This window comes from Pedobacter paludis (assembly GCF_003173575.1).
Classification (GTDB): Bacteria; Bacteroidota; Bacteroidia; order Sphingobacteriales; family Sphingobacteriaceae; genus Pedobacter; species Pedobacter paludis.
Genome location: NZ_QGNY01000006.1, coordinates 29729 through 49231 on the forward strand (window position 1 = coordinate 29729; position 19503 = coordinate 49231).

General features: G+C 38.1%; 17 protein-coding genes. 2 read left to right on the forward strand and 15 right to left on the reverse strand.

Annotated elements, in window-relative coordinates; all coding sequences use genetic code 11:
- Window positions 1–2 precede the first annotated feature (2 nt).
- Window positions 3–1241: a thioredoxin family protein gene (locus tag DF947_RS16360; protein WP_109931132.1), complete on the forward strand. Its 1239-nt coding sequence runs from the start codon at window positions 3–5 to the stop codon at window positions 1239–1241.
- 3 nt (window positions 1242–1244) lie between these two features.
- Window positions 1245–2402 (forward strand): alpha/beta hydrolase family protein, encoded by a 1158-nt coding sequence (locus DF947_RS16365; protein ID WP_109931133.1) that lies wholly within the window; start codon window positions 1245–1247, stop codon window positions 2400–2402.
- A 192-nt stretch (window positions 2403–2594) separates the two neighbouring features.
- Here DF947_RS16365 and DF947_RS16370 read toward each other — a convergent pair whose 3' ends face one another.
- The 15 genes from DF947_RS16370 to ilvD form a co-directional block, all read right to left on the reverse strand.
- Window positions 2595–2945: a cupin domain-containing protein gene (locus DF947_RS16370; protein ID WP_109931134.1), complete on the reverse strand. Its 351-nt coding sequence runs from the start codon at window positions 2943–2945 to the stop codon at window positions 2595–2597.
- Between the two features lie 158 nt (window positions 2946–3103).
- A complete protein-coding gene (gene ilvA, locus DF947_RS16375; protein ID WP_109931135.1) occupies window positions 3104–4354 on the reverse strand; it encodes a threonine ammonia-lyase IlvA in 1251 nt (416 codons plus the stop codon).
- A 432-nt stretch (window positions 4355–4786) separates the two neighbouring features.
- Window positions 4787–6292: a 2-isopropylmalate synthase gene (locus tag DF947_RS16385; RefSeq protein WP_109931137.1), complete on the reverse strand. Its 1506-nt coding sequence runs from the start codon at window positions 6290–6292 to the stop codon at window positions 4787–4789.
- Window positions 6292–7392, reverse strand: a complete 1101-nt coding sequence (leuB, locus tag DF947_RS16390) for a 3-isopropylmalate dehydrogenase (protein ID WP_109931138.1) — start codon at window positions 7390–7392, stop codon at window positions 6292–6294. Before leuB ends, DF947_RS16385 begins: the two co-directional genes overlap by 1 nt.
- Window positions 7393–7394: 2 nt before the next feature.
- The gene (locus DF947_RS16395; protein ID WP_109931139.1) at window positions 7395–8888 is read right to left on the reverse strand and encodes an ATP-binding cassette domain-containing protein; all 1494 of its coding nucleotides are present in this window, start codon (window positions 8886–8888) and stop codon (window positions 7395–7397) included.
- Between the two features lie 67 nt (window positions 8889–8955).
- Complete coding sequence (gene leuD / locus DF947_RS16400; RefSeq protein WP_109931140.1) at window positions 8956–9537, reverse strand: 3-isopropylmalate dehydratase small subunit; 582 nt, start codon at window positions 9535–9537, stop codon at window positions 8956–8958.
- Between the two features lie 51 nt (window positions 9538–9588).
- Entirely contained in the window at window positions 9589–10326 is a 738-nt protein-coding gene (locus DF947_RS16405; protein ID WP_109931141.1) for a class I SAM-dependent methyltransferase, read from the reverse strand.
- Window positions 10327–10373: 47 nt separating this feature from the next.
- On the reverse strand, window positions 10374–10736 hold the full coding sequence (locus tag DF947_RS16410; RefSeq protein ID WP_109931142.1) for an antibiotic biosynthesis monooxygenase family protein: 363 nt from the start codon (window positions 10734–10736) through the stop codon (window positions 10374–10376).
- A gap of 57 nt (window positions 10737–10793) precedes the next feature.
- Window positions 10794–12206, reverse strand: a complete 1413-nt coding sequence (leuC, locus tag DF947_RS16415) for a 3-isopropylmalate dehydratase large subunit (RefSeq protein ID WP_109931143.1) — start codon at window positions 12204–12206, stop codon at window positions 10794–10796.
- Window positions 12207–12399: 193 nt separating this feature from the next.
- Window positions 12400–13881, reverse strand: a complete 1482-nt coding sequence (gene ilvC / locus DF947_RS16420) for a ketol-acid reductoisomerase (RefSeq protein WP_109931144.1) — start codon at window positions 13879–13881, stop codon at window positions 12400–12402.
- A gap of 342 nt (window positions 13882–14223) precedes the next feature.
- Window positions 14224–14688, reverse strand: a complete 465-nt coding sequence (locus DF947_RS16425) for a DinB family protein (RefSeq protein WP_109931145.1) — start codon at window positions 14686–14688, stop codon at window positions 14224–14226.
- Window position 14689: 1 nt separating this feature from the next.
- Window positions 14690–15073 (reverse strand): glyoxalase superfamily protein, encoded by a 384-nt coding sequence (locus DF947_RS16430; protein WP_109931146.1) that lies wholly within the window; start codon window positions 15071–15073, stop codon window positions 14690–14692.
- Between the two features lie 129 nt (window positions 15074–15202).
- Window positions 15203–15841 carry an acetolactate synthase small subunit gene (gene ilvN, locus DF947_RS16435; protein ID WP_109931147.1) on the reverse strand — a complete coding sequence of 213 codons (639 nt, stop codon included), beginning with the start codon at window positions 15839–15841 and terminating at the stop codon, window positions 15203–15205.
- 73 nt (window positions 15842–15914) lie between these two features.
- A complete protein-coding gene (ilvB, locus tag DF947_RS16440) occupies window positions 15915–17663 on the reverse strand; it encodes a biosynthetic-type acetolactate synthase large subunit (RefSeq protein ID WP_109931148.1) in 1749 nt (582 codons plus the stop codon).
- A gap of 129 nt (window positions 17664–17792) precedes the next feature.
- Window positions 17793–19475 carry a dihydroxy-acid dehydratase gene (gene ilvD / locus DF947_RS16445; RefSeq protein WP_109931149.1) on the reverse strand — a complete coding sequence of 561 codons (1683 nt, stop codon included), beginning with the start codon at window positions 19473–19475 and terminating at the stop codon, window positions 17793–17795.
- Window positions 19476–19503: the final 28 nt, after the last annotated feature.

Here is a 19503-nt window from a genome sequence, read left to right on the forward strand (position 1 = left end):
ACATGAGAAAATTAAGCATTTTATTATTATTCATTTTGCCGTTCTTGGTTAAAGCGCAAGATAAGGGCATTCATTTCGAACATGGATTAACCTGGGAGCAGGTAAAAGCAAAGGCCAAGGCAGAAAACAAATTAATATTTATTGACTGTTATGCCACATGGTGTGGCCCGTGCAAAATGATGAGCAACACCGTATTTCCGCAAGAAAAGGCCGGAACATTTTTTAATAAAAATTTTATTAGTGTTAAACTTCAGTTTGATACTACGGCAAAAGATAATAGCGAGGTAAAAGCCTGGCATGCTGTTGCCGCTGATATTCAAAAGAAATATGAAATCAAAGCTTTTCCAACCTTCTTGTTTATGAATAGCGATGGAGAAGCAGTACACAGAATGGTTGGTGCATCATCTACTGCTGATGAGTTTGTTGCCTTAGCCAGCGATGCTATTGACCCTTCGAAACAGTATTATACTGTTGCTAAAAAATATAATGAAGGCGAGAGAGACCCTTCTGTATTGAGAAATATGGCAATTGCCATGCTTAAAGAAGGAAATGATACAGCGGCTGTTCGTTTAACCTCAGAATATATTGCAACCCAAAAAACAATGTTTACGAAAGATAACATTCAATTGATTTCATATTTCACGAGAAGTGGCGCAGATAACGGTTTTAAATTCTTTTATAACAATATGGCCAAGGTTGATTCGGTAATGGGTCCGGAAACGGCCGCAAATATTTTGAAACCAATTATTGAAGAAGAAGAGGTAAACTCGAAGGCATTTGTTTCCCGCAGTAAAACTGATTGGGCTACCGTAAAAGCGAATGCTATTGCAAAGTATCCAGCAATGGCCCAATATGTAGATAAGATGGTTATTTCTTGTAGAATCCGTTATTATAGTAACACCGCTGATTGGAAAAATTTTGCAGATGCTGCGGTAGATTATATGAAAAGTTATGGCGACATGGCCTCACCAGAAACGCTTAACAATTTAGCTTGGGACGTATTTAAAAACTGTACGGATGTAAAATATTTAACTCAGGCTGCTGATTGGAGTAAAGCTTCATTTAAAGGTGGCGATAATCCGGTTTATATGGATACTTACGCAAATATTCTGTATAAACTTGGAAAGAAAAAAGAAGCCTTGGTTATGGAAAATAAAGCAGTGGCTTTAGCTGGAAAATCTAATAATGCCAGCTATCTTGAGACATTGAATAAAATGAAAAAAGGCTTAAAAACTTGGTAAATTATGTGCTTTAAAAAAGAATTCCTATTAATTGGGCTAATCAGTTTCAATTTCATCCAACTTGCTTTTGCGCAAAAGTTAAGTAGGAGTGATGCCGACAATTTTGCTCAATCAGAACTTGCAAGAGAAATAAATCTGTACAAGCTCCAAGTTGGAGACAGTTGGAAAACCAATGTGGTTTTGTATAAGGATTTGGTTATGAAATATGATTATAAAATCTTTGGAAAGAAACCTGAAACTGGCAGAAGTTTGTTTATTTCTTTACATGGAGGGGGTAATGCTGCTCCAGATGTAAATGATCAGCAGTGGCAAAATCAACACTTTTTGTATACTCCGGCAGAAGGGGTTTATCTCGTGCCACGAGCACCAACCAATACCTGGAATCTATGGCACGAAGATCATATAGATAACATGCTCGATTCGATAATAAAAAGAGCGGTAATTTTTTTAGGTGTAAATCCGAATAAGGTTTACATTATGGGCTATTCTGCAGGAGGCGATGGCGTGTTTCAGTTGGCTCCAAGAATGGCAGATCGCTGGGCTGCTGCCGCAATGATGGCTGGGCACCCAGGTGATGCCTCTGCCTTGCCATTAAGAAATTTGCCCTTTACTGCTTTTGTTGGTGGTGCTGATGCTGCTTATAACAGAAATAAACTTGTGAAGGCATGGGGAGAAAAATTGGATAGCTTAAAAATGTTAGATACTGCAGGATATACCCATTCTACAACAGTTTATGAGGGTTTGCCACATTGGATGAATAGAAAAGATACCATTGCTTTGGATTGGATGGCGAAATTTACCAGAAATCCATTGCCCAAAAAAATAAATTGGGTTCAGGATGATCGGCACGAAACCGATTTTTATTGGCTCAGTACCGATTCAGTGGGTTTGAAGACGGGAAATTCAGCAACAGTTTCTGTAAAAGAGAATACGATAAACATTGAACATAATGATTATGAGAGGCTTTTTATTTATTTAAACGATAAATTGGTCAACCTCGATAAAGCAATTAAAGTTCTGTATAATGGAAAGGTTGTTTTTAATGGGAAAGTAAATCGTACGGCTAAAACAATTACCGAAACCATTACCAAAAGGCTAGATCCGAATATGGTTTTCAGCGCAAAACTGGAAGTGAAAAACGGGAAGGTTAATCGTTTATAATTTTAAAAGAGAGTGGTTAAAGAATGTTGCTTTAAAATGTAGAAGTTTAGTTAGTGGCAACATCAGCAATTAAAGGTTAGGTATTTAATTTCTTTAACCCTCTCTTTATTTAAAAAAACCTGATGATAAGTTAACATTCTAGAAAAATTGAAAAATTAACTTTGAAGTCAGAAGCTGTTTCCGGTAGTAAAACTATTTTAAGAAATCCTCACGGTGAGGATTAAAAATGTCAATTAACAGTCCTGCCTCCAAACAAATAACGCCGTGAAATACCATGGTTGGCGCAAAAAATACATCACCCTCATTAAGAACTTTTTTATCATCACCCATTGTAACCTCAAAGCTTCCTTTTGCTACGTAGCTCATTTGTAGGTGTGGGTGATTATGAATGGTGCCAATTGCATCTTTTTCAAACGCTACTTTAACCAGCATCAAAGCATTATCGTAAGCCATAATTTTGCGCTTAACTCCGGCACCTAAATCTTCCCAGTCAATATCCTGATCAGAAATTAACGCTTTGTTTGTTAAATCTTTGAAGTTCATTTTTTATCAATTTTGGTTAATTCCGAAAAATCGTCATTTCGACTGAAGCATAGCGAAATGGGGAAATCTTTTAACATAGTTTTCTTGAATTCGTTGCACTCCGCTCGAAATGACGATACGCATTTTACGCTTCCAAAAATCATTTGTACGGTTAATCCTTAAACCAAATACTCAAATAAAGTCTGGTCTTGGTTCAGTTCGATGATTTCGAATTTAAACTCCTTCATCCTTTCGAGTAAACTTGCGTAATCATCTTTGTTTGTGAGTTCAATTCCCACCAATGCAGGTCCGTTTTCTTTATTTGTTTTTTTGATAAACTCAAAACGGGTAATGTCATCCTGCGGACCTAAAACCTCATTCACGAATAATTTTAATGCTCCCGGTCTTTGCGGGAAACGAACAATGAAATAGTGTTTCAGTCCTTCAAAAAGTAAAGATTTCTCTTTAATTTCCTGCATGCGCTCAATGTCGTTATTGCCGCCACTTACAATGCATACAACAGTTTTACCTTCAATTTGGTCTTTTAACTGCTCTAAAGCCGCAACCGATAACGCACCTGCAGGTTCTACAACAATAGCATCTTCATTATAAAGTTTTAAGATGGTTGTGCAAACTTGCCCTTCAGGAATTAAGTAAGTAGAACTTAACAGCTCCTTGCAATATTTATAAGTTATCCAGCCCATTCTTTTAACCGCTGCGCCATCAACAAAACGCTCTATATTTTCAACGGTTATAGGGCCGCCATTTTTAAGTGCTTCGCTTAATGAAGGAGCACCCATTGGCTCTACACCAAAAATTTTAACAGAGGGCTTTACGGTTTGCAAATAAGAACTCACGCCCGATGCTAAGCCACCACCGCCAACAGGCACAATTATGGCATCAAGCTCCGGTAAATCCTGAAAAATTTCCATCGCAACGGTAGCCTGTCCCTCAATTACTTTGTCATCATCAAAAGGCGGTATAAACGTCGATGATTTTTCTTCACAATAAATCAAAGCCTCTTTTAAACAATCATCAAAAGTATCGCCAACTAAAACAATTTCAATATTGTCGCCGCCAAACATATTTACCTGCTTAATTTTCTGTTTGGGTGTTATTTCGGGCATAAATATTACGCCCTTAATGTTTAACTTTTTGCAAGAATAAGCAACACCTTGGGCATGATTACCAGCGCTGGCACAAACAATACCATTTTTTAATGCATCAGCAGGCAATGTGCTGATTTTATTATAGGCACCACGCAATTTATAGGAACGTACAATTTGTAAATCTTCTCTTTTAAGATAAATATTCGCATTGTATTTTAACGATAGCCCTTCATTAAATTCGAGAGGGGTGCGTTTTACAACACCTTCTAAAGTTTTAAAAGCGCCTTCAAAATCGAAAGTATTTTTTATTGTATTAGTCATTTTTTTAGTATCAAGTAGTGAGAATCGAGTATCAAGATTTGAATCACACTTATTTTTTTTGAAAAGCAGGTTTCAGCGCTTTTCGGTAATTTCACCCCTGCTATACGTTACAATCTTTTCAACTTCTGTCATGCGCTCCATTTCCGTCATTGCGAGGAGAAACGACATAGCGATCTTATTCGCCATTTCTTCAAAAAGTATTTCCACTGCTATCAGGTTTAGAAAACTTTTGTTCCTGTAAGAAATTAAAAAGAACACCCCGCCTTTCAGGCACCCCTCTAAAAGAGGGGAATTGCAAAGCGCAGATAGCAAAATGCTTTAAAACCTTGAGGAAAAGTCCCCTCTTCCAAAGGCGTGTCCGCAGGACGGAGTGTTCCTTTCAGCTTTAGTCTTTCCTGTCTTCCGACTTTCTAACCTCGGTTTTCTGACTTCCTACAAAAACTTATTAATCGCATCTAAATAGGCATTGGCTGATGCTTTTACGATATCAGTACTGAAACCAAAACCAACGAAAGATTTTCCGTTATAATCTACTTTCATGTTTACTTTACTTACATCATCACTTCCGCCATGCATCGCCTGGATGGTAAATTCTTTAAGCGTAATATCCTTATCTATAATACTTACAATGGCATTTATAGTTGCATCAACGGGGCCATTTCCTTCAGCTTTAGCTTCTTTAACTACACCTTCGTATTGCAATTTAATATTTGCAGTAGGTTTTTCCTGGTCGCCGCAAACTACTTGAAGTAAATTTAACTTATACCCATTTTTATAAGATTCGATTTCGCCATCGCTCATTAAAAAAAGCAAATCATCATCGGTAATGTCTTTTTTCTCATCAGCCAAAACCAAAAAGCGCTCATAAACATCATCAATGTTAATTTTTTCAATATCGTAATCTAACCGCTCTAAATGGTGTTTTAAAGCATGGCGACCGCTACGGGCGGTTAAAATAATATCAGCGCTGTTTAAACCAACATCCTCAGGATTTATGATTTCATAGTTTTCACGGTGTTTCAAAAATCCATCTTGGTGAATACCAGAGCTGTGCGCAAAAGCATTTTTACCAACAATCGCTTTGTTTGGCTGTACTGGCATGTGCATCATACGGCTTACCATTCCACTAATTTCGGTAAAATGTTTGCTGTTGATACCAGTATGTAAACCTAAGCTGTGTGTTTTCAAAATCATCGAAACTTCCTCTAAAGCCGTGTTACCAGCCCTTTCTCCAATTCCGTTTATGGTACATTCAATTTGGCGGGCGCCATTTACCACACCAGCAATACTGTTAGCAGTTGCTAAACCTAAATCGTTATGGCAATGAACAGAAATAATTGCTTGATCTATATTTTTAACGTTCTCTTTTAAGTAAAGAATTTTCGAACCATATTGATCTGGCATGCAATAACCGTTTGTATCAGGAATGTTTACCACCGTTGCACCGGCAGCAATAACAGCTTCAATCATCTGAGCTAAAAATGCATTGTCGGCTCGTCCTGCATCTTCGGCATAAAATTCTACATCCTCAACAAATTTCTTGGCGTATTTTACAGCCTCAACAGCTCTTTCTAAAATCTTTTCTCTGGTGCTGTTAAATTTGTATTTGATGTGCATATCCGAAGAACCAATTCCTGTATGGATACGCGGATGTTTTGCATACTGTAAGGATTCTGCAGCTACATCAATATCGCCTTTAATTGCACGTGTTAAGGCGCAAATGGTTGGATTTTTGATCGCTTTTGATAACTCTACGACGCTTTGAAAATCGCCTGGGCTTGAGATTGGGAAACCAGCTTCGATCACATCAACGCCAAGCAATTCAAGTGCTTTCGCAATTTCAATTTTTTGGTTTGTATCTAATTGGCAACCTGGAACCTGCTCGCCATCGCGTAAGGTGGTATCGAAAATATATACTTTATTCGGATCGTGTATCATTATGCTTGGGTTGTTGTGTTAACTTTTTGTGATAAAAATTTAAGAACCAATTTGCCCATTTCGGCTGTGCCCAAAACTTTAAATCGGTTGGTGGTTTGGTCGGCAATATCGTGTGTTCTGAAACCTTCTTTCAAAACTTCATCAACGGTATCAACCAATAATTTGGCCTCGTCCTTTAGTCCGAAACCGATTTCGAGCATGAGCGCTGCCGATAGGATAGAGGCCAGAGGATTTGCTAAATCCTTACCCGTAATATCGTGTGCTGAACCATGGATAGGCTCGAAGAAACCAGTGCTTTCACCAACAGATGCTGAGGCCAACATGCCCATAGAACCCGCAATTTGCGAAGCTTCATCGGTTAAAATATCTCCGAACAAATTTGCAGTTAAAACCACATCGAATTTCTTAGGATTTTTAATTAACTGCATGGCTGCATTATCGATAAACATATGTTCTGTTTCTACATCAGGATATTGTTTTGCAATTTCCTGAACGGTTTCACGCCATAGGCGAGAACTTTCCAAAACGTTTGCTTTATCTACCGAGCACAATTTTTTACTGCGTTGTTGCGCCGCTTGGTAAGCTTTGTGGGCAATACGTTCAACTTCATAACGATGATAAATCATTAAATCTGAAGCTGTATTTCTATCTTCAGAACGGGTTTTTTCTCCGAAATAAACATCGCCAGTTAATTCACGGAAAAACAGGATATCTGTTCCTCTTAAAATTTCTGGTTTAATGCTTGAGGCTTGAAGAAGTTCATCAAATAGTAATATTGGGCGGAGATTGGCAAATAAACCAAGTTCTTTACGAATTTTTAACAATCCCTGCTCTGGTCTAACTTTTAAGCTTGGATCATTATCATACATAGCATGACCGATTGCTCCAAAAAGAATCGCATCGCTTTTTCTTGCTTTTTCTAAAGTCTCATCAGGCAAGGGTTCGCCAGTAACTTCAATTGCCGCGTGTCCCATTAAAGCTTCATCGAACACAAATTCATGTCCAAAAATTTCGGCAATTTTTTCTAATGCTGCTTTTCCCCATGTAGTAACTTCGGGTCCAATACCGTCTCCAGGTATTACTAAAATGTTCTTCTTCATTCCTAAACGCTTTCTAGTATATTCTCGACGACTTTTACCTCGCCTTTTTCTAATAATATTCTTTTTTCAATGCAGGTTGGCAGCTGCGATTCAAAATGGCCAACATAAATTAAAGTCATGCCGTTGCCACAGAGTTCATCAATTAATTGATTAAAATGTTGCGTTTGCTGTTGGTCTAATCCTTGGCAGGGTTCATCCAGAATTAACAATTCAGGATTTTTAATAATGGTTCGTGCCAATAAAACCAATCTTTGCTTTCCTAATGGGAGCGTGCTCAATAATTCGTTTTTGCTTGCAGTTAATCCGAAATATTCAACCAATTCATCAACCTGTGCACTTTTTGAATAGGGTAGTTGTTGGAATAATCCTACCGTATCATAAAAACCCGATGCGATACTTTGCCAAACGGTTGAAGTGGCATCAAAATACCAATGAAATTCTGGAGAGATTAAGCCGATATGCTGTTTAATGTCCCAAATGCTTTCTCCACTTCCACGTCGGTTACCGAACAAATAAAGTTCATTGGCGTAAGACTGTGGATGGTCGCCATTTATTAAACTTAACAAAGTTGATTTCCCAGATCCATTATGGCCCTGCAACAACCATTTTTCCCCAGCTTTAACTTCCCAGTTGATGTTTTTTAAAACCTGTTTTTCGCCATAGCTGATGTTAACATCAACCATCTTTACAATACTTTGCGAAGAATAAACAGGCGATTCTTTCAAGAAATCAGGAATTTCTCTTTCGTGTTTTTGAGTATCTGTTGCCAGTTCGAGCGAATCCACTTCAATCAATTGGCCATCTTTAATTTCTGCGAAATGATTTATCGAATTTGGTAATTCGGTATCGTTACAAATTAAAATTAATTGTACGCCCTGAGCCGAAACTTCATCTAATAAAATATTTAAATTTTTACGAGATGATGCATCCAAACCTGTGTATGGCTGATCGATAATTAGCAATTGGGGTTTTAGCCAAAGCGCCTTAACCAATTGGAGTTTTTTATGTTCTCCACTAGATAGCTCGATTAGTTGGGAGCTTGCAAAAGAAGAAAAATTTAGTGCTTCTAAAATTGGTTCAATTTGATCGAAATGAAGTCCTTTTTCTTTGCCGTAATTAACCAATTCTGCGTGAACAGTAAGTGTATCTTTTGCCTGCTGACTGGTATAACGTTGCTGATAATAAAAGTTTGCAACGCCTTCTAAATTTTTAAACTGATACCAGCTTTCTACAAATAAAATTTCAGGTGGTAAAATGCTATTGATAGCAAAACTGACTTTTATATCTCCAAGAGCGCTTTGCTGACCTGCAATAATTTTAGCTAATGATGTTTTTCCGGTTCCACTAATTCCGCCCAATATCCAGTTTTCACCACGATTTATGGTCCAATTTAAATCCCTTAACACCAATTTTTGCTGGTATTTTAGGTTTAAATTCTGGATGGCAACAGAAACCCCTAAATCCCCAAAAGGGGACTTTGACTTTCTGTCGTTCATATTTACCGGACTAGACATTTTTTACAATTAGTATTTACTATGGGTTTTAAGTTCCCCCTTTAGGGGGCTAGGGGGTTTCAAACTCTTCAATCAAATCTTTTTGAGCCAAGATAAAATCGATATCATCGTAACCATTTATTAAACATGATTTTTTGTAAGGGTTAATCTCGAATGATTCTTGTGCACCAGTTTCAACAATGGTTACCGTTTGGTTTTCCAAATCAACTTCTAAAGGAGATTTGGCATTGTTTTCAACCGCTTTAAAAATTTGCGCTAAAAAATCATCACTCACCTGAATTGGTAATAAACCATTGTTTAAAGCATTTCCTTTAAAGATATCGGCAAAAAAACTGCTAATTACCGCATCAAATCCAGCATCTTGGATCGCCCAAGCCGCATGCTCGCGACTACTTCCGCAACCAAAGTTTTTTCCGGCCACTAAAACCTGCCCGCTGTAAGTTGGGTTGTTCATTACAAACTCTGGCTTTGGTGTATTATCGCCATTGTAACGCCAGTCTCTAAACAAGTTTTCGCCAAATCCTTCACGGGTAGTCGCTTTTAAAAACCTTGCCGGAATAATCTGGTCGGTATCGATGTTTTCTATATTTAAAGGCACAACTGCCGATGTTAATTTTGTGAATTTTTTCATACCCCTTAATCCCCTAAAGGGGAAATTTTATGGTTTAATCTTTTCTATTAATTATTTATTTGCTGCAAATACAACGAAATTGTAATACTGATAATAACAATTCGCATTTTTCAGTCCTACCATTTCTAGCCATTCTAGTTGAGGTTTCAAGGGCGCCATAATGTCAACCTTGATTCGCTCAAAAGCACTTTGTTTTTCTTCTTCTGTTAAATTCGGGTTCTGTTGAACATGGTTTTTCCAGTTTTCGGTATAAATCTTTTCTGCTAAATCTGTTTCTCCTAATACTTGATCGGCATTTATAAACCAACCCCCAGGTTTTAATGTTGTTGCAATTTTTCCAAAAAGCTGTTGTTTCAGCTCATTGGGCAAATGATGGATGGCTAAACCCGAAACCACCAAATCATAATTATTTTCAGGTAAGTCAACCGTCGCAAAATCAGCATTTAAAAAACTAATGTTTTCATTTCCTTCAAAACGTTCTTCAGCTTTTTTAAGCATGGCCGAATAAAGATCAACTAAGGTTATTTTTGCTTCTGGATATTTCTCGTGAAAAAAAGCACTCATTAATCCAGTTCCTGCACCAACATCCAGAATGTTTTTTACTGTTTTAACTTCTTCGGATACGGTTAATGCTGTTCCATAGAAATCATCAAAACAAGGAATTAGAAAACGCCTTTGCCTATCGTACTTTTCAGATACTGCATTAAATTGGTTCTGTATTTCTTCCAAAACCCCCAACCCCCTAAAGGGGGCTTTTGTTCTATCGTTTATGCTTATCGAATTAGACATTTCTACAATTGTATTTACTTTGATCTTTAAATTCCCCCTTCAGGGGCCTAGGGGGTTATATAATGTTCAACTGTTGGAAAAGGATCATAAAAATGATGCAACAACTTTTTCCAATCTTGGTATGCTTCCGAACCTCTAAAACCTTCAGTATGTGCCTCCAATGTTTCCCAGTTTACCAGCAGAATATATTTATCCGCTTCTTCAATGCACTTTTTCAGTTGGTGCGAAATGTAACCATCCATAGATGAAATGATTTTTTGAGCTTCGTTAAAAGCCTTTTCAAAATCGGCTGATAAACCAGCTTTTACATTTAATATCGCAACTTCTAAAACCCCAATCCCTAAAGGGGCTTTTGACTTTCTACCGTTTAATCCCAAGTCCCTAAAGGGGCTTTCCGTTCCGTCGTTCATAGCAAATGTTATATTTTTTGTACACTTTCTATTTACTGATGCCTTTCAGTCCCCCCTTTAGGGGGCTAAGGGGGTTAGCAACTCCCTAACATCGGTAATTACACCTGTTACGGCAGCAGCAGCGGCCGTTAACGGACTAGCCAATAACGTTCTTGCATTTTGCCCTTGTCTGCCTTCAAAATTCCTGTTTGATGTAGAAACACAATATTTTCCTGCCGGAATTTTATCTTCATTCATCCCTAAGCACGCACTACATCCAGGTTCACGTAATTGAAAACCTGCCGCTTCGAAAATTTTATCCAAACCTTCATTTATGGCTTGTTGCTCAACCTGTTTCGATCCCGGAACAATCCAAACGGTAACATTATCCGCTTTGCGCTTGTCTTTTACAAAATCAGCAACTTCACGTAGATCCTCAATACGGGAATTTGTACAGCTTCCAATAAAAACATAATCAACCGGTTTACCGATTAATGACGCATCATCATCAAAGCCCATATAATCCAAAGCTTTTTGATAAGAAAGTTTTTCTTTTTCAGGTTGAGCGTTGGTTGCCGGAATATGCTCTTGGATACCCATACCCATACCTGGGTTGGTGCCATAAGTAATCATTGGCGCAATGTCTTCTGCATTAAAAGTTAATACACTGTCGAATTTCGCATCTGCATCGCTATATAGTGTTTTCCAATAGGCTAGGGCTTTATTCCATTCTTCGCCTGCCGGAGCAAATTCTCTACCTTTAATGTAATCGAAAGTAGTTTGGTCTGGCGCAATTAAGCCACCTCTCGCACCCATTTCAATACTCATGTTACAGATTGTCATTCGGGCTTCCATACTTAAAGACTCGATAGCCGAACCTGCGTATTCAATGAAATAACCTGTACCACCAGCTGCAGAAATTTGAGCAATGATGTATAGGATAATGTCTTTCGCACCAACACCTTTTTCAAGTGTTCCATTTACCTCAATTTTCATGGTTTTAGGTTTCGATTGCAATAAACATTGCGTTGCAAAAACCTGTTCTACCTGCGATGTTCCGATACCAAAAGCAATTGCTCCGAAAGCACCATGGGTTGAAGTATGACTATCGCCACAAACCATTGTTTTACCAGGCAAGGTAATGCCCAATTCAGGGCCGATTACGTGTACAATACCTTGAAATGGATGCCCTAAGCCATAAAGTTCTATTCCAAATTCTGCACAGTTTTTGGTGAGCATATCTACTTGGTAGCGGGAAAGCTCCTCTTTTATAGGTTGCAACTGATTTAATGTTGGTACATTATGATCGGCTGTAGCCACGGTTTGTTTTGGACGGAAAACGGGTAAACCTCTTTTGCGCAAGCCATCAAAAGCCTGAGGAGAAGTTACCTCGTGTATTAAGTGTGTATCAATATATAAAATGTCGGGAAATCCTTCTTCACTTTTTACAACGTGTGCATCCCAAATTTTTTCTACTAATGTTTTTGACATCATATTTGTTATTAGCCCCACCCCAACCCTCCCCGAAGGAGAGGGAGTAGCAAGTGTGTTAATAAATCGCTTACCTTCTTAAAGGCATGTATTTTTTTATCGGCAGAAACGCTAATTTCTGTATGTACTATTTTTATTTGCTCTATCCAAAAGTACCCTCTCTACCGGAGAGGGGATTTAGTAGTGAGGCTTTTTATGCTGTTTTAATAGATTTCATAGCGGTCATTGCTTTGCGCAATTTTGTGCCTACAATTTCTACCTCGTGTGTACGTAAAGTTTCGTTAATGGCAACCAATTCTCTATTATCTACCGAGCCATCTTTACCTTCGTTAAAGTTTTTACCCACTAAGTCGGTATTTACTTTTTTCATAAAATCGCCCAAAAGTGGTTTACAAGCCTGGTCAAATAAATAACAGCCATATTCAGCAGTATCAGAAATTACGCGGTTCATTTCGAATAATTTTTTACGTGCAATGGTATTTGCAATTAGTGGTGTTTCGTGTAACGATTCATAGTAAGCAGATTCTGGTTTGATACCTGCCTGAACCATTGTTTCGAAAGCCAATTCTACACCGGCACGAACGAAAGCAACCATTAATAAATAATTGTCAAAATATTCTTGCTCGCCAATTTTAACATCGCCGGCAGGTGTTTTTTCGAAAGCAGTTTCACCAGTTTCAGCTCTCCAGCCTAATAAATTTTTATCGCCATTAGCCCAATCTTCCATCATAATGCGGCTAAATTCACCACTCATGATATCATCTTGATGCTTTTGGAACAACGGACGCATAATGTCTTTCAGTTCTTCAGAAATTTTGAAAGCTTCAACTTTGGCTATATTGCTTAAACGGTCGAACATACCGCTAACACCACCATGTTTTAAGGCTTCAGTAATTACCTCAACACCGTATTGAACCAGTTTAGAAGCGTAACCAGCATCAATTCCTTTTTCAACCATTTTATCGAAAGATAAGATAGAGCCAGTTTGCAGCAATCCGCAAAGGATGGTTTGCTCGCCCATTAAATCAGATTTAACCTCTGCTACGAACGATGATTTTAAAACACCAGCACGGTGACCACCTGTACCAACGGCATAAGCTTTAGCCTGAGCCAAGCCTTTACCCTGAGGATCGTTTTCTGGGTGAACTGCAATTAAGGTAGGTACACCGAAACCACGAACATACTCTGCTCTTACCTCGCTGCCTGGGCACTTAGGCGCAACCATAATAACGGTTAAATCTTTACGGATTTGCATGCCTTCTTCAACAATATTAAACCCGTGAGAGTACAATAAAGTAGCACCATCTTTCATTAAAGGCATAATTGCATTCACAACAGCGGTATGTTGTTTATCTGGCGTAAGGTTAATTACCACATCGGCAGTAGGAATCAATTCTTCGTAAGTACCAACTTTGAAGTTGTTTTCGGTTGCATTTTTCCACGAATCGCGTTTACCTTCAATTGCTTCCTTGCGTAAGGTGTAGCTTACATCTAAACCACTATCTCTTAAATTTAAACCTTGGTTTAAGCCTTGAGCGCCACAACCTACAATAACCAGTTTTTTGCCTTTCAAAGCGCTAACACCGTCCAAAAATTCAGAACTGTCCATGAAATCGCAAACACCCAGTTGGTTTAATTTTTCTCTAAGAGGTAATGTGTTAAAATAATTTGACATCGTTTTTGTTATTTATTTTATGGTTCTATTTTCTAATTAATATTATTATTTGCAGTTTTTACTACCATCGTTCGTGTCCTCACGAAACATTTTTTCCTTCGGTTTAATTTCGCAGATATTGTGATTTCACCGATTTTATTATTTTGAAAAGCAAGTTTTTGTACTTTTCGGTTATTTCAGTCCCGCTTTTCGTTTCTGCCGAAGAAAAATCGGCATCCACTTCAATCGGGTTTATTTTACTTTGGTTCTGAGTTTCAAATTAAAATCCTCCCCCTGGCCCTCCAAAGCGGAATAGCCCTCAGAGTTTTACATCATTTTCCATCTTCCATCTTACATCTTCCATCAAACCACACTTTTCTTCAGTGCCCAGGCATAGCCATAATGTACATTGTCGTGTCCAATCGTTGTAATCAGAACTTCTTCAATCCTTTTCATTTCAACGCCATAAGTTGAAGTTGAAAAAGGATTCATACTTGCGAATGCTCCGTTCACATAATCCGCTTTTATCTTTTCTATACTTTCAAGCGCTATTGTCTTCAATTCGGCAACTTCCTGTTCAGTTATGGTATAAGTCGGACGAGTATCTTTCCTGTAAAGCTCATTAAACTTCACCAAACTTGCATCTGCTATAATCCCTGTACGCACGTAACAAAGTGTTTGTGTACTCACTACAATATGGCCAAAGTTCCAGATGATGTTGTTGCTATAGCCATCAGGAATTTTATTCAATTGTTCGATCGTTAATCCATCTATTAATTGAATAAATGCTTTTCGAGCGTTTAATATAAATTCAAATACTTCGTTCATTTTATGCTTCTATCTCTGATTCGTCCAACGGTTGATTAAAAGTAATTTTGTTAAAGAACGGGTCGTTTACTGTAACTGCCCAGCTTCCGTAAAATGTTTTCTCCAAACCTGGCTTGTTGTATTTATATTTTTTATCAATTATCTGCCTATGAAATTCTTGTAAGCCAATACAATCGATATGAATGTGTGCACCGGGAGAACTATCGCCATGATGTTCACTTAAATGCAATTCAATTCCATCTAAAGAAATCTGCATGTAGACCGGAGTATTTTCTTCAAACCTATGCTCCCAATCTATTTTAAAGCCCAACCAATTCACATAAAACTCAATGGCTTTATCGTAATCGAACATTCTTAAAATTGGTTTAATGCTGTTGCATTTCATAACTGTTCTGTTTCATTGTAGCTAATCAAGAAACCATCCTTTAAATGAGATTGCTTCGTGCCTCGCAATGACGATTTTTTTTAGTTGCGGTCTTTAACGTAATTCGTCAATCTAAAATCATCAATCCCTTTACATCGTAAATATCTTTTCGCCTTTTTCCAAGAACTCATTTTCAACCAATTCTTCTCCCGGGTCTTCTGCCTCAAATTCTTTCAATTTTTCGTGGAATCCGGCACTGTCTTTAATAATAGCAACCCTCGCAGAACGAACAAACTCAATCAATTCATAAGGCTCCAGTGCTTTAACCAAGGCATCAGTTTCTTCTCTATGGCCAGTTACCGCAAAAACTGTATAATCTTTACGAATCACAACGGCACTTGCACCATATTGTCTCAACAATCTTTCTACCGTTACTTTTTCAGCAATTTCATCTGTAGAAACTTTGTAAAGTGCCAGTTCCTGCCAAATAATTTCCTCATTTGTATTAAAATAAACTTTCAATACTTCAATTTGCTTTTCAATCTGACGGGCAAGTTTTCTAACCACTTCATAACCCTCGTGGATTACAATGTTAAAACGGTGAATTCCATCAATTTCAGAAGCCGAACTATTTAAACTTTCAATGTTTATTTTCCTTTTGGAGAAAATAATGGCAATTCTATTTAATAATCCGATACGGTTTTCAGCATATACAGTTATCGTATATTCCTGCTTTCCATCTAAGTCAAGCGTATCTTCTGTATATTTTATTTTATCTTCAGTACTCATTTTCTTGGGATTAAGGATAAAGGAACAAGGATAAAAGAAATAATCTTTATTCTTTGCTCCTTACTCTTTGTTCTTATTTCAACCTTATTTCACTTACGCTCATTCCTTGCGGAACCATAGGGAATACATTATTTTCTCTTCCAACCATAACTTCTAAAAGGTAAGAACCTTTATGATTGATCATGGTTTCCAAAGCTGTTCTCAAATTTTCGCGTTCATTAACCATTTGTGCTTCTATGTAATAAGCTTTGGCTAAAGCCACAAAATCTGGACTGGTAATGTTCACAAAAGAGTAACGTTTGTCGTTAAATAACTGTTGCCACTGGCGAACCATACCTAAGAAGCGATTGTTCAGAATCAGAATTTTTACTTCAGCACCAAATTGCATGATGGTTCCTAATTCTTGAGGCGTCATTTGGAAACCGCCATCACCGATAATGGCAATTACTGTTTTGTCCGGTGCGCCATATTTGGCGCCAATCGCTGCAGGCAATCCAAAGCCCATAGTGCCTAAACCTCCAGAGGTAATATTACTGCGTGTATTGTTAAATTTTGCATAACGACAAGCCACCATTTGATGTTGACCAACATCTGTTACGATGATTGCTTCGCCATCGCAAATTTCATTGATGTTGCGCAATACCTCGCCCATAGTAATTTCTTCACCTTCTGGATAAAGTTCTGATGTGATCACCTGGTCAATTTCCTGTTGATTATAATCTTTGAAAACGCCTAACCAATCTTCGTGTTTATTTTCATTAACCAAATTAGTTAACAATGGAAGTGTTTCTTTACAATCGCCCCAAATACCAACATCAGCCTTAACATTTTTATCTATTTCGGCCGGATCAATATCAAGATGAACAATTTTTGCCTGTTTTGCATATTTATCTAAACGACCTGTTACACGGTCATCGAAACGCATCCCGATGGCAATAATTACATCAGCCTCATTGGTCAAAACATTCGGACCGTAATTTCCATGCATTCCCAACATACCAACATTTAATGGGTGTGAGGTTGGGATAGCGCCTTCACCCATGATCGTCCATGCCGAAGGAATTCCGGTTTTATCAATAAAAGCTTTAAATTCTTGTTCTGCGCTACCTAAAATAACCCCTTGGCCAAATAACACGAATGGTTTTTTAGCTGCATTAATCAACTCGGCAGCCTGTTCAATATATTCTACCCTTACTTTTGGTTTCGGGCGATAACTGCGGATGTGGTTGCATTTTATATATTCTGGAAATTCCTCAATCTGAATTTGTGCGTTTTTAGTAATGTCAATCAAAACGGGGCCCGGTCTGCCGCTTTTGGCAATATAAAATGCTTTTGCTAAAACTTCTTGGATTTCGTTGGCATCGGTAACCTGGTAATTCCACTTGGTAACTGGCGTAGTAATGTTAATTACATCTGTTTCCTGAAAGGCGTCTGTTCCTAATAAATGAGCGAAAACTTGCCCTGTAATTACGACTAAGGGAGTACTGTCTATCTGTGCATCTGCTAAACCGGTAACTAAGTTGGTTGCGCCTGGTCCGCTGGTGGCAAAACAAACACCTACTTTCCCACTTGTTCTAGCAAAACCTTGCGCTGCATGAATACCACCTTGCTCATGGCGGACTAAAATATGTTCCAATTTATCTGCATAATCGTAAAGTGCATCATAAATCGGCATAATTGCACCTCCAGGATATCCGAAAATAGTGGTTACGCCTTCTTCAATTAATCCATTTAAAAGAACTTGAGAACCTGTTCCTTTAAATAATGTTTTTGAGGTTTCTGCTTGGGCCTCTGTTTGTAGTGTATCTTGTGCAGTTTCCATAGTTATGTTTTTGCGGTTCTATTATTCTTTAAACTTGATGTCACAATTTGTGACATCAAGTTTTTCTTGGTAAGCAGTCACAAATTGTGACCAGTTATGTATTGTTCTCCTTTTAGGGTGCTAAGGATGTTAATATTCATCTGTTACGCAACCACTTGCTGCGTCTGAAACCGTTTTTGCATATTTATAAAGCACACCTTTACTTACTTTTAAAGCTGGCTGTACATAATTTTTTCTTCGCTCTGCAATAACTTCCTCGCTAACCATTAAATTAATGGTGTTGTTTACTGCATCAATTTCAATCAAGTCATCATCTTGAACTAATCCAATCAACCCACCTTTGTATGCCTCTGGAGTGATGTGGCCAACTACAAAACCATGCGTTCCGCCTGAAAAACGACCATCTGTAATCAATGCTATAGATTTACCTAAACCAGCTCCAATAATTAGTGATGTTGGTTTTAGCATTTCTGGCATACCTGGAGCACCTACTGGGCCCTCATTTTTAATTACCACAACATCTCCGGGTTTAATTCTTCCAGATGAAATTCCTGCAACTAAATCTTTTTCGCCATCAAAAACGCGTGCTGGACCTTCAAATTTTTCACCTTCTTTACCAGAGATTTTTGCTACAGAACCTTTTTCGGCCAAGTTTCCGTAAAGAATCTGTAAGTGGCCCGTAGCCTTAACTGGCTCGCTTAGTTTCTGAACGATTTTTTGATCATAATCCATAATGGATTTCACATCTGCTAAGTTTTCAGCTACCGTTTTTCCAGTTACGGTTAAGCAATCTCCATGCAATAAGCCCTCATTTAATAAATATTTTAAAACTGCAGGAATCCCACCATATTGATGTAAATCCTGCATCAAATATTTACCGCTTGGCTTAAAATCGGCTAAAACTGGAGTTACATCACTCATTTTTTGGAAATCATCCTGAGTAATTTCCACCCCGATTGCTTTACCCATTGCAATAAAGTGTAAAACTGCATTGGTACTTCCTCCTAATATGATGATCGAGCGAATGGCATTCTCGAATGCTTTTCTCGTCATGATATCAGATGGTTTAATATCTTTTTCTAATAAAATTTTAATGTATTTACCAGCATCTAAACACTCTTGCTTTTTCTCTGGACTAACCGCTGGATTTGATGAAGAGTATGGTAAACTCATACCCAAAGCCTCAATTGCCGATGCCATTGTATTTGCTGTATACATCCCGCCACATGCGCCCGCACCGGGACAAGTATGTTTGATAATTCCTTGATAATCCTCTTCAGAAAGATTGCCACATATTTTTTGTCCTAAAGCTTCGAAAGCCGAGACAATATTTAATTCTTCTCCTTTATAATGTCCTGGCGCAATTGTACCACCATAAACCATAATTGATGGCCGATCTAACCGAGCCATTGCCATAATTGCACCTGGCATATTTTTATCGCAACCGGGAATGGTGATAATCCCATCGTAATATTGACCGCCACAAATGGTTTCGATACTGTCTGCAATTACATCACGGCTTACCAAAGAGTAACGCATACCGTCGGTACCATTACTCATTCCATCACTTACGCCAATGGTGTTGAAAACCAAGCCCACTAAATCATTTTTCCAGACTCCAGCTTTAACATCTTTAGCAAGATCGTTAAGGTGCATGTTACAGGTGTTGCCATCGTAACCCATGCTTGCAATACCGACCTGTGCTTTTGCCATATCAGCATCGGTTAAGCCAATTCCATAAAGCATGGCTTGGGCTGCGGGTTGTGTTGGGTCTTGTGTAAATGTTTTACTGTACTTGTTTAATTCGCTCATTGTTTAAAAATGTATGTATTCGGTTGTA

Excerpts from the sequence above, each read along its gene's own strand:
- DF947_RS16385 (WP_109931137.1), bottom strand. The coding sequence starts at position 6,292 with ATGATACACGATCCGAATAAAGTATATATTTTCGATACCACCTTACGC.
- DF947_RS16405 (WP_109931141.1), bottom strand. The coding sequence starts at position 10,326 with ATGTCTAATTCGATAAGCATAAACGATAGAACAAAAGCCCCCTTTAGG.
- leuB (WP_109931138.1), bottom strand. The coding sequence starts at position 7,392 with ATGAAGAAGAACATTTTAGTAATACCTGGAGACGGTATTGGACCCGAA.
- ilvA (WP_109931135.1), bottom strand. The coding sequence starts at position 4,354 with ATGACTAATACAATAAAAAATACTTTCGATTTTGAAGGCGCTTTTAAA.
- ilvB (WP_109931148.1), bottom strand. The coding sequence starts at position 17,663 with ATGGAAACTGCACAAGATACACTACAAACAGAGGCCCAAGCAGAAACC.
- DF947_RS16395 (WP_109931139.1), bottom strand. The coding sequence starts at position 8,888 with ATGAACGACAGAAAGTCAAAGTCCCCTTTTGGGGATTTAGGGGTTTCT.
- DF947_RS16360 (WP_109931132.1), top strand. The coding sequence starts at position 3 with ATGAGAAAATTAAGCATTTTATTATTATTCATTTTGCCGTTCTTGGTT.
- leuC (WP_109931143.1), bottom strand. The coding sequence starts at position 12,206 with ATGTCAAAAACATTAGTAGAAAAAATTTGGGATGCACACGTTGTAAAA.
- DF947_RS16425 (WP_109931145.1), bottom strand. The coding sequence starts at position 14,688 with ATGAACGAAGTATTTGAATTTATATTAAACGCTCGAAAAGCATTTATT.
- DF947_RS16410 (WP_109931142.1), bottom strand. The coding sequence starts at position 10,736 with ATGAACGACGGAACGGAAAGCCCCTTTAGGGACTTGGGATTAAACGGT.
- DF947_RS16430 (WP_109931146.1), bottom strand. The coding sequence starts at position 15,073 with ATGAAATGCAACAGCATTAAACCAATTTTAAGAATGTTCGATTACGAT.
- DF947_RS16370 (WP_109931134.1), bottom strand. The coding sequence starts at position 2,945 with ATGAACTTCAAAGATTTAACAAACAAAGCGTTAATTTCTGATCAGGAT.
- ilvD (WP_109931149.1), bottom strand. The coding sequence starts at position 19,475 with ATGAGCGAATTAAACAAGTACAGTAAAACATTTACACAAGACCCAACA.
- leuD (WP_109931140.1), bottom strand. The coding sequence starts at position 9,537 with ATGAAAAAATTCACAAAATTAACATCGGCAGTTGTGCCTTTAAATATA.
- DF947_RS16365 (WP_109931133.1), top strand. The coding sequence starts at position 1,245 with ATGTGCTTTAAAAAAGAATTCCTATTAATTGGGCTAATCAGTTTCAAT.
- ilvC (WP_109931144.1), bottom strand. The coding sequence starts at position 13,881 with ATGTCAAATTATTTTAACACATTACCTCTTAGAGAAAAATTAAACCAA.
- ilvN (WP_109931147.1), bottom strand. The coding sequence starts at position 15,841 with ATGAGTACTGAAGATAAAATAAAATATACAGAAGATACGCTTGACTTA.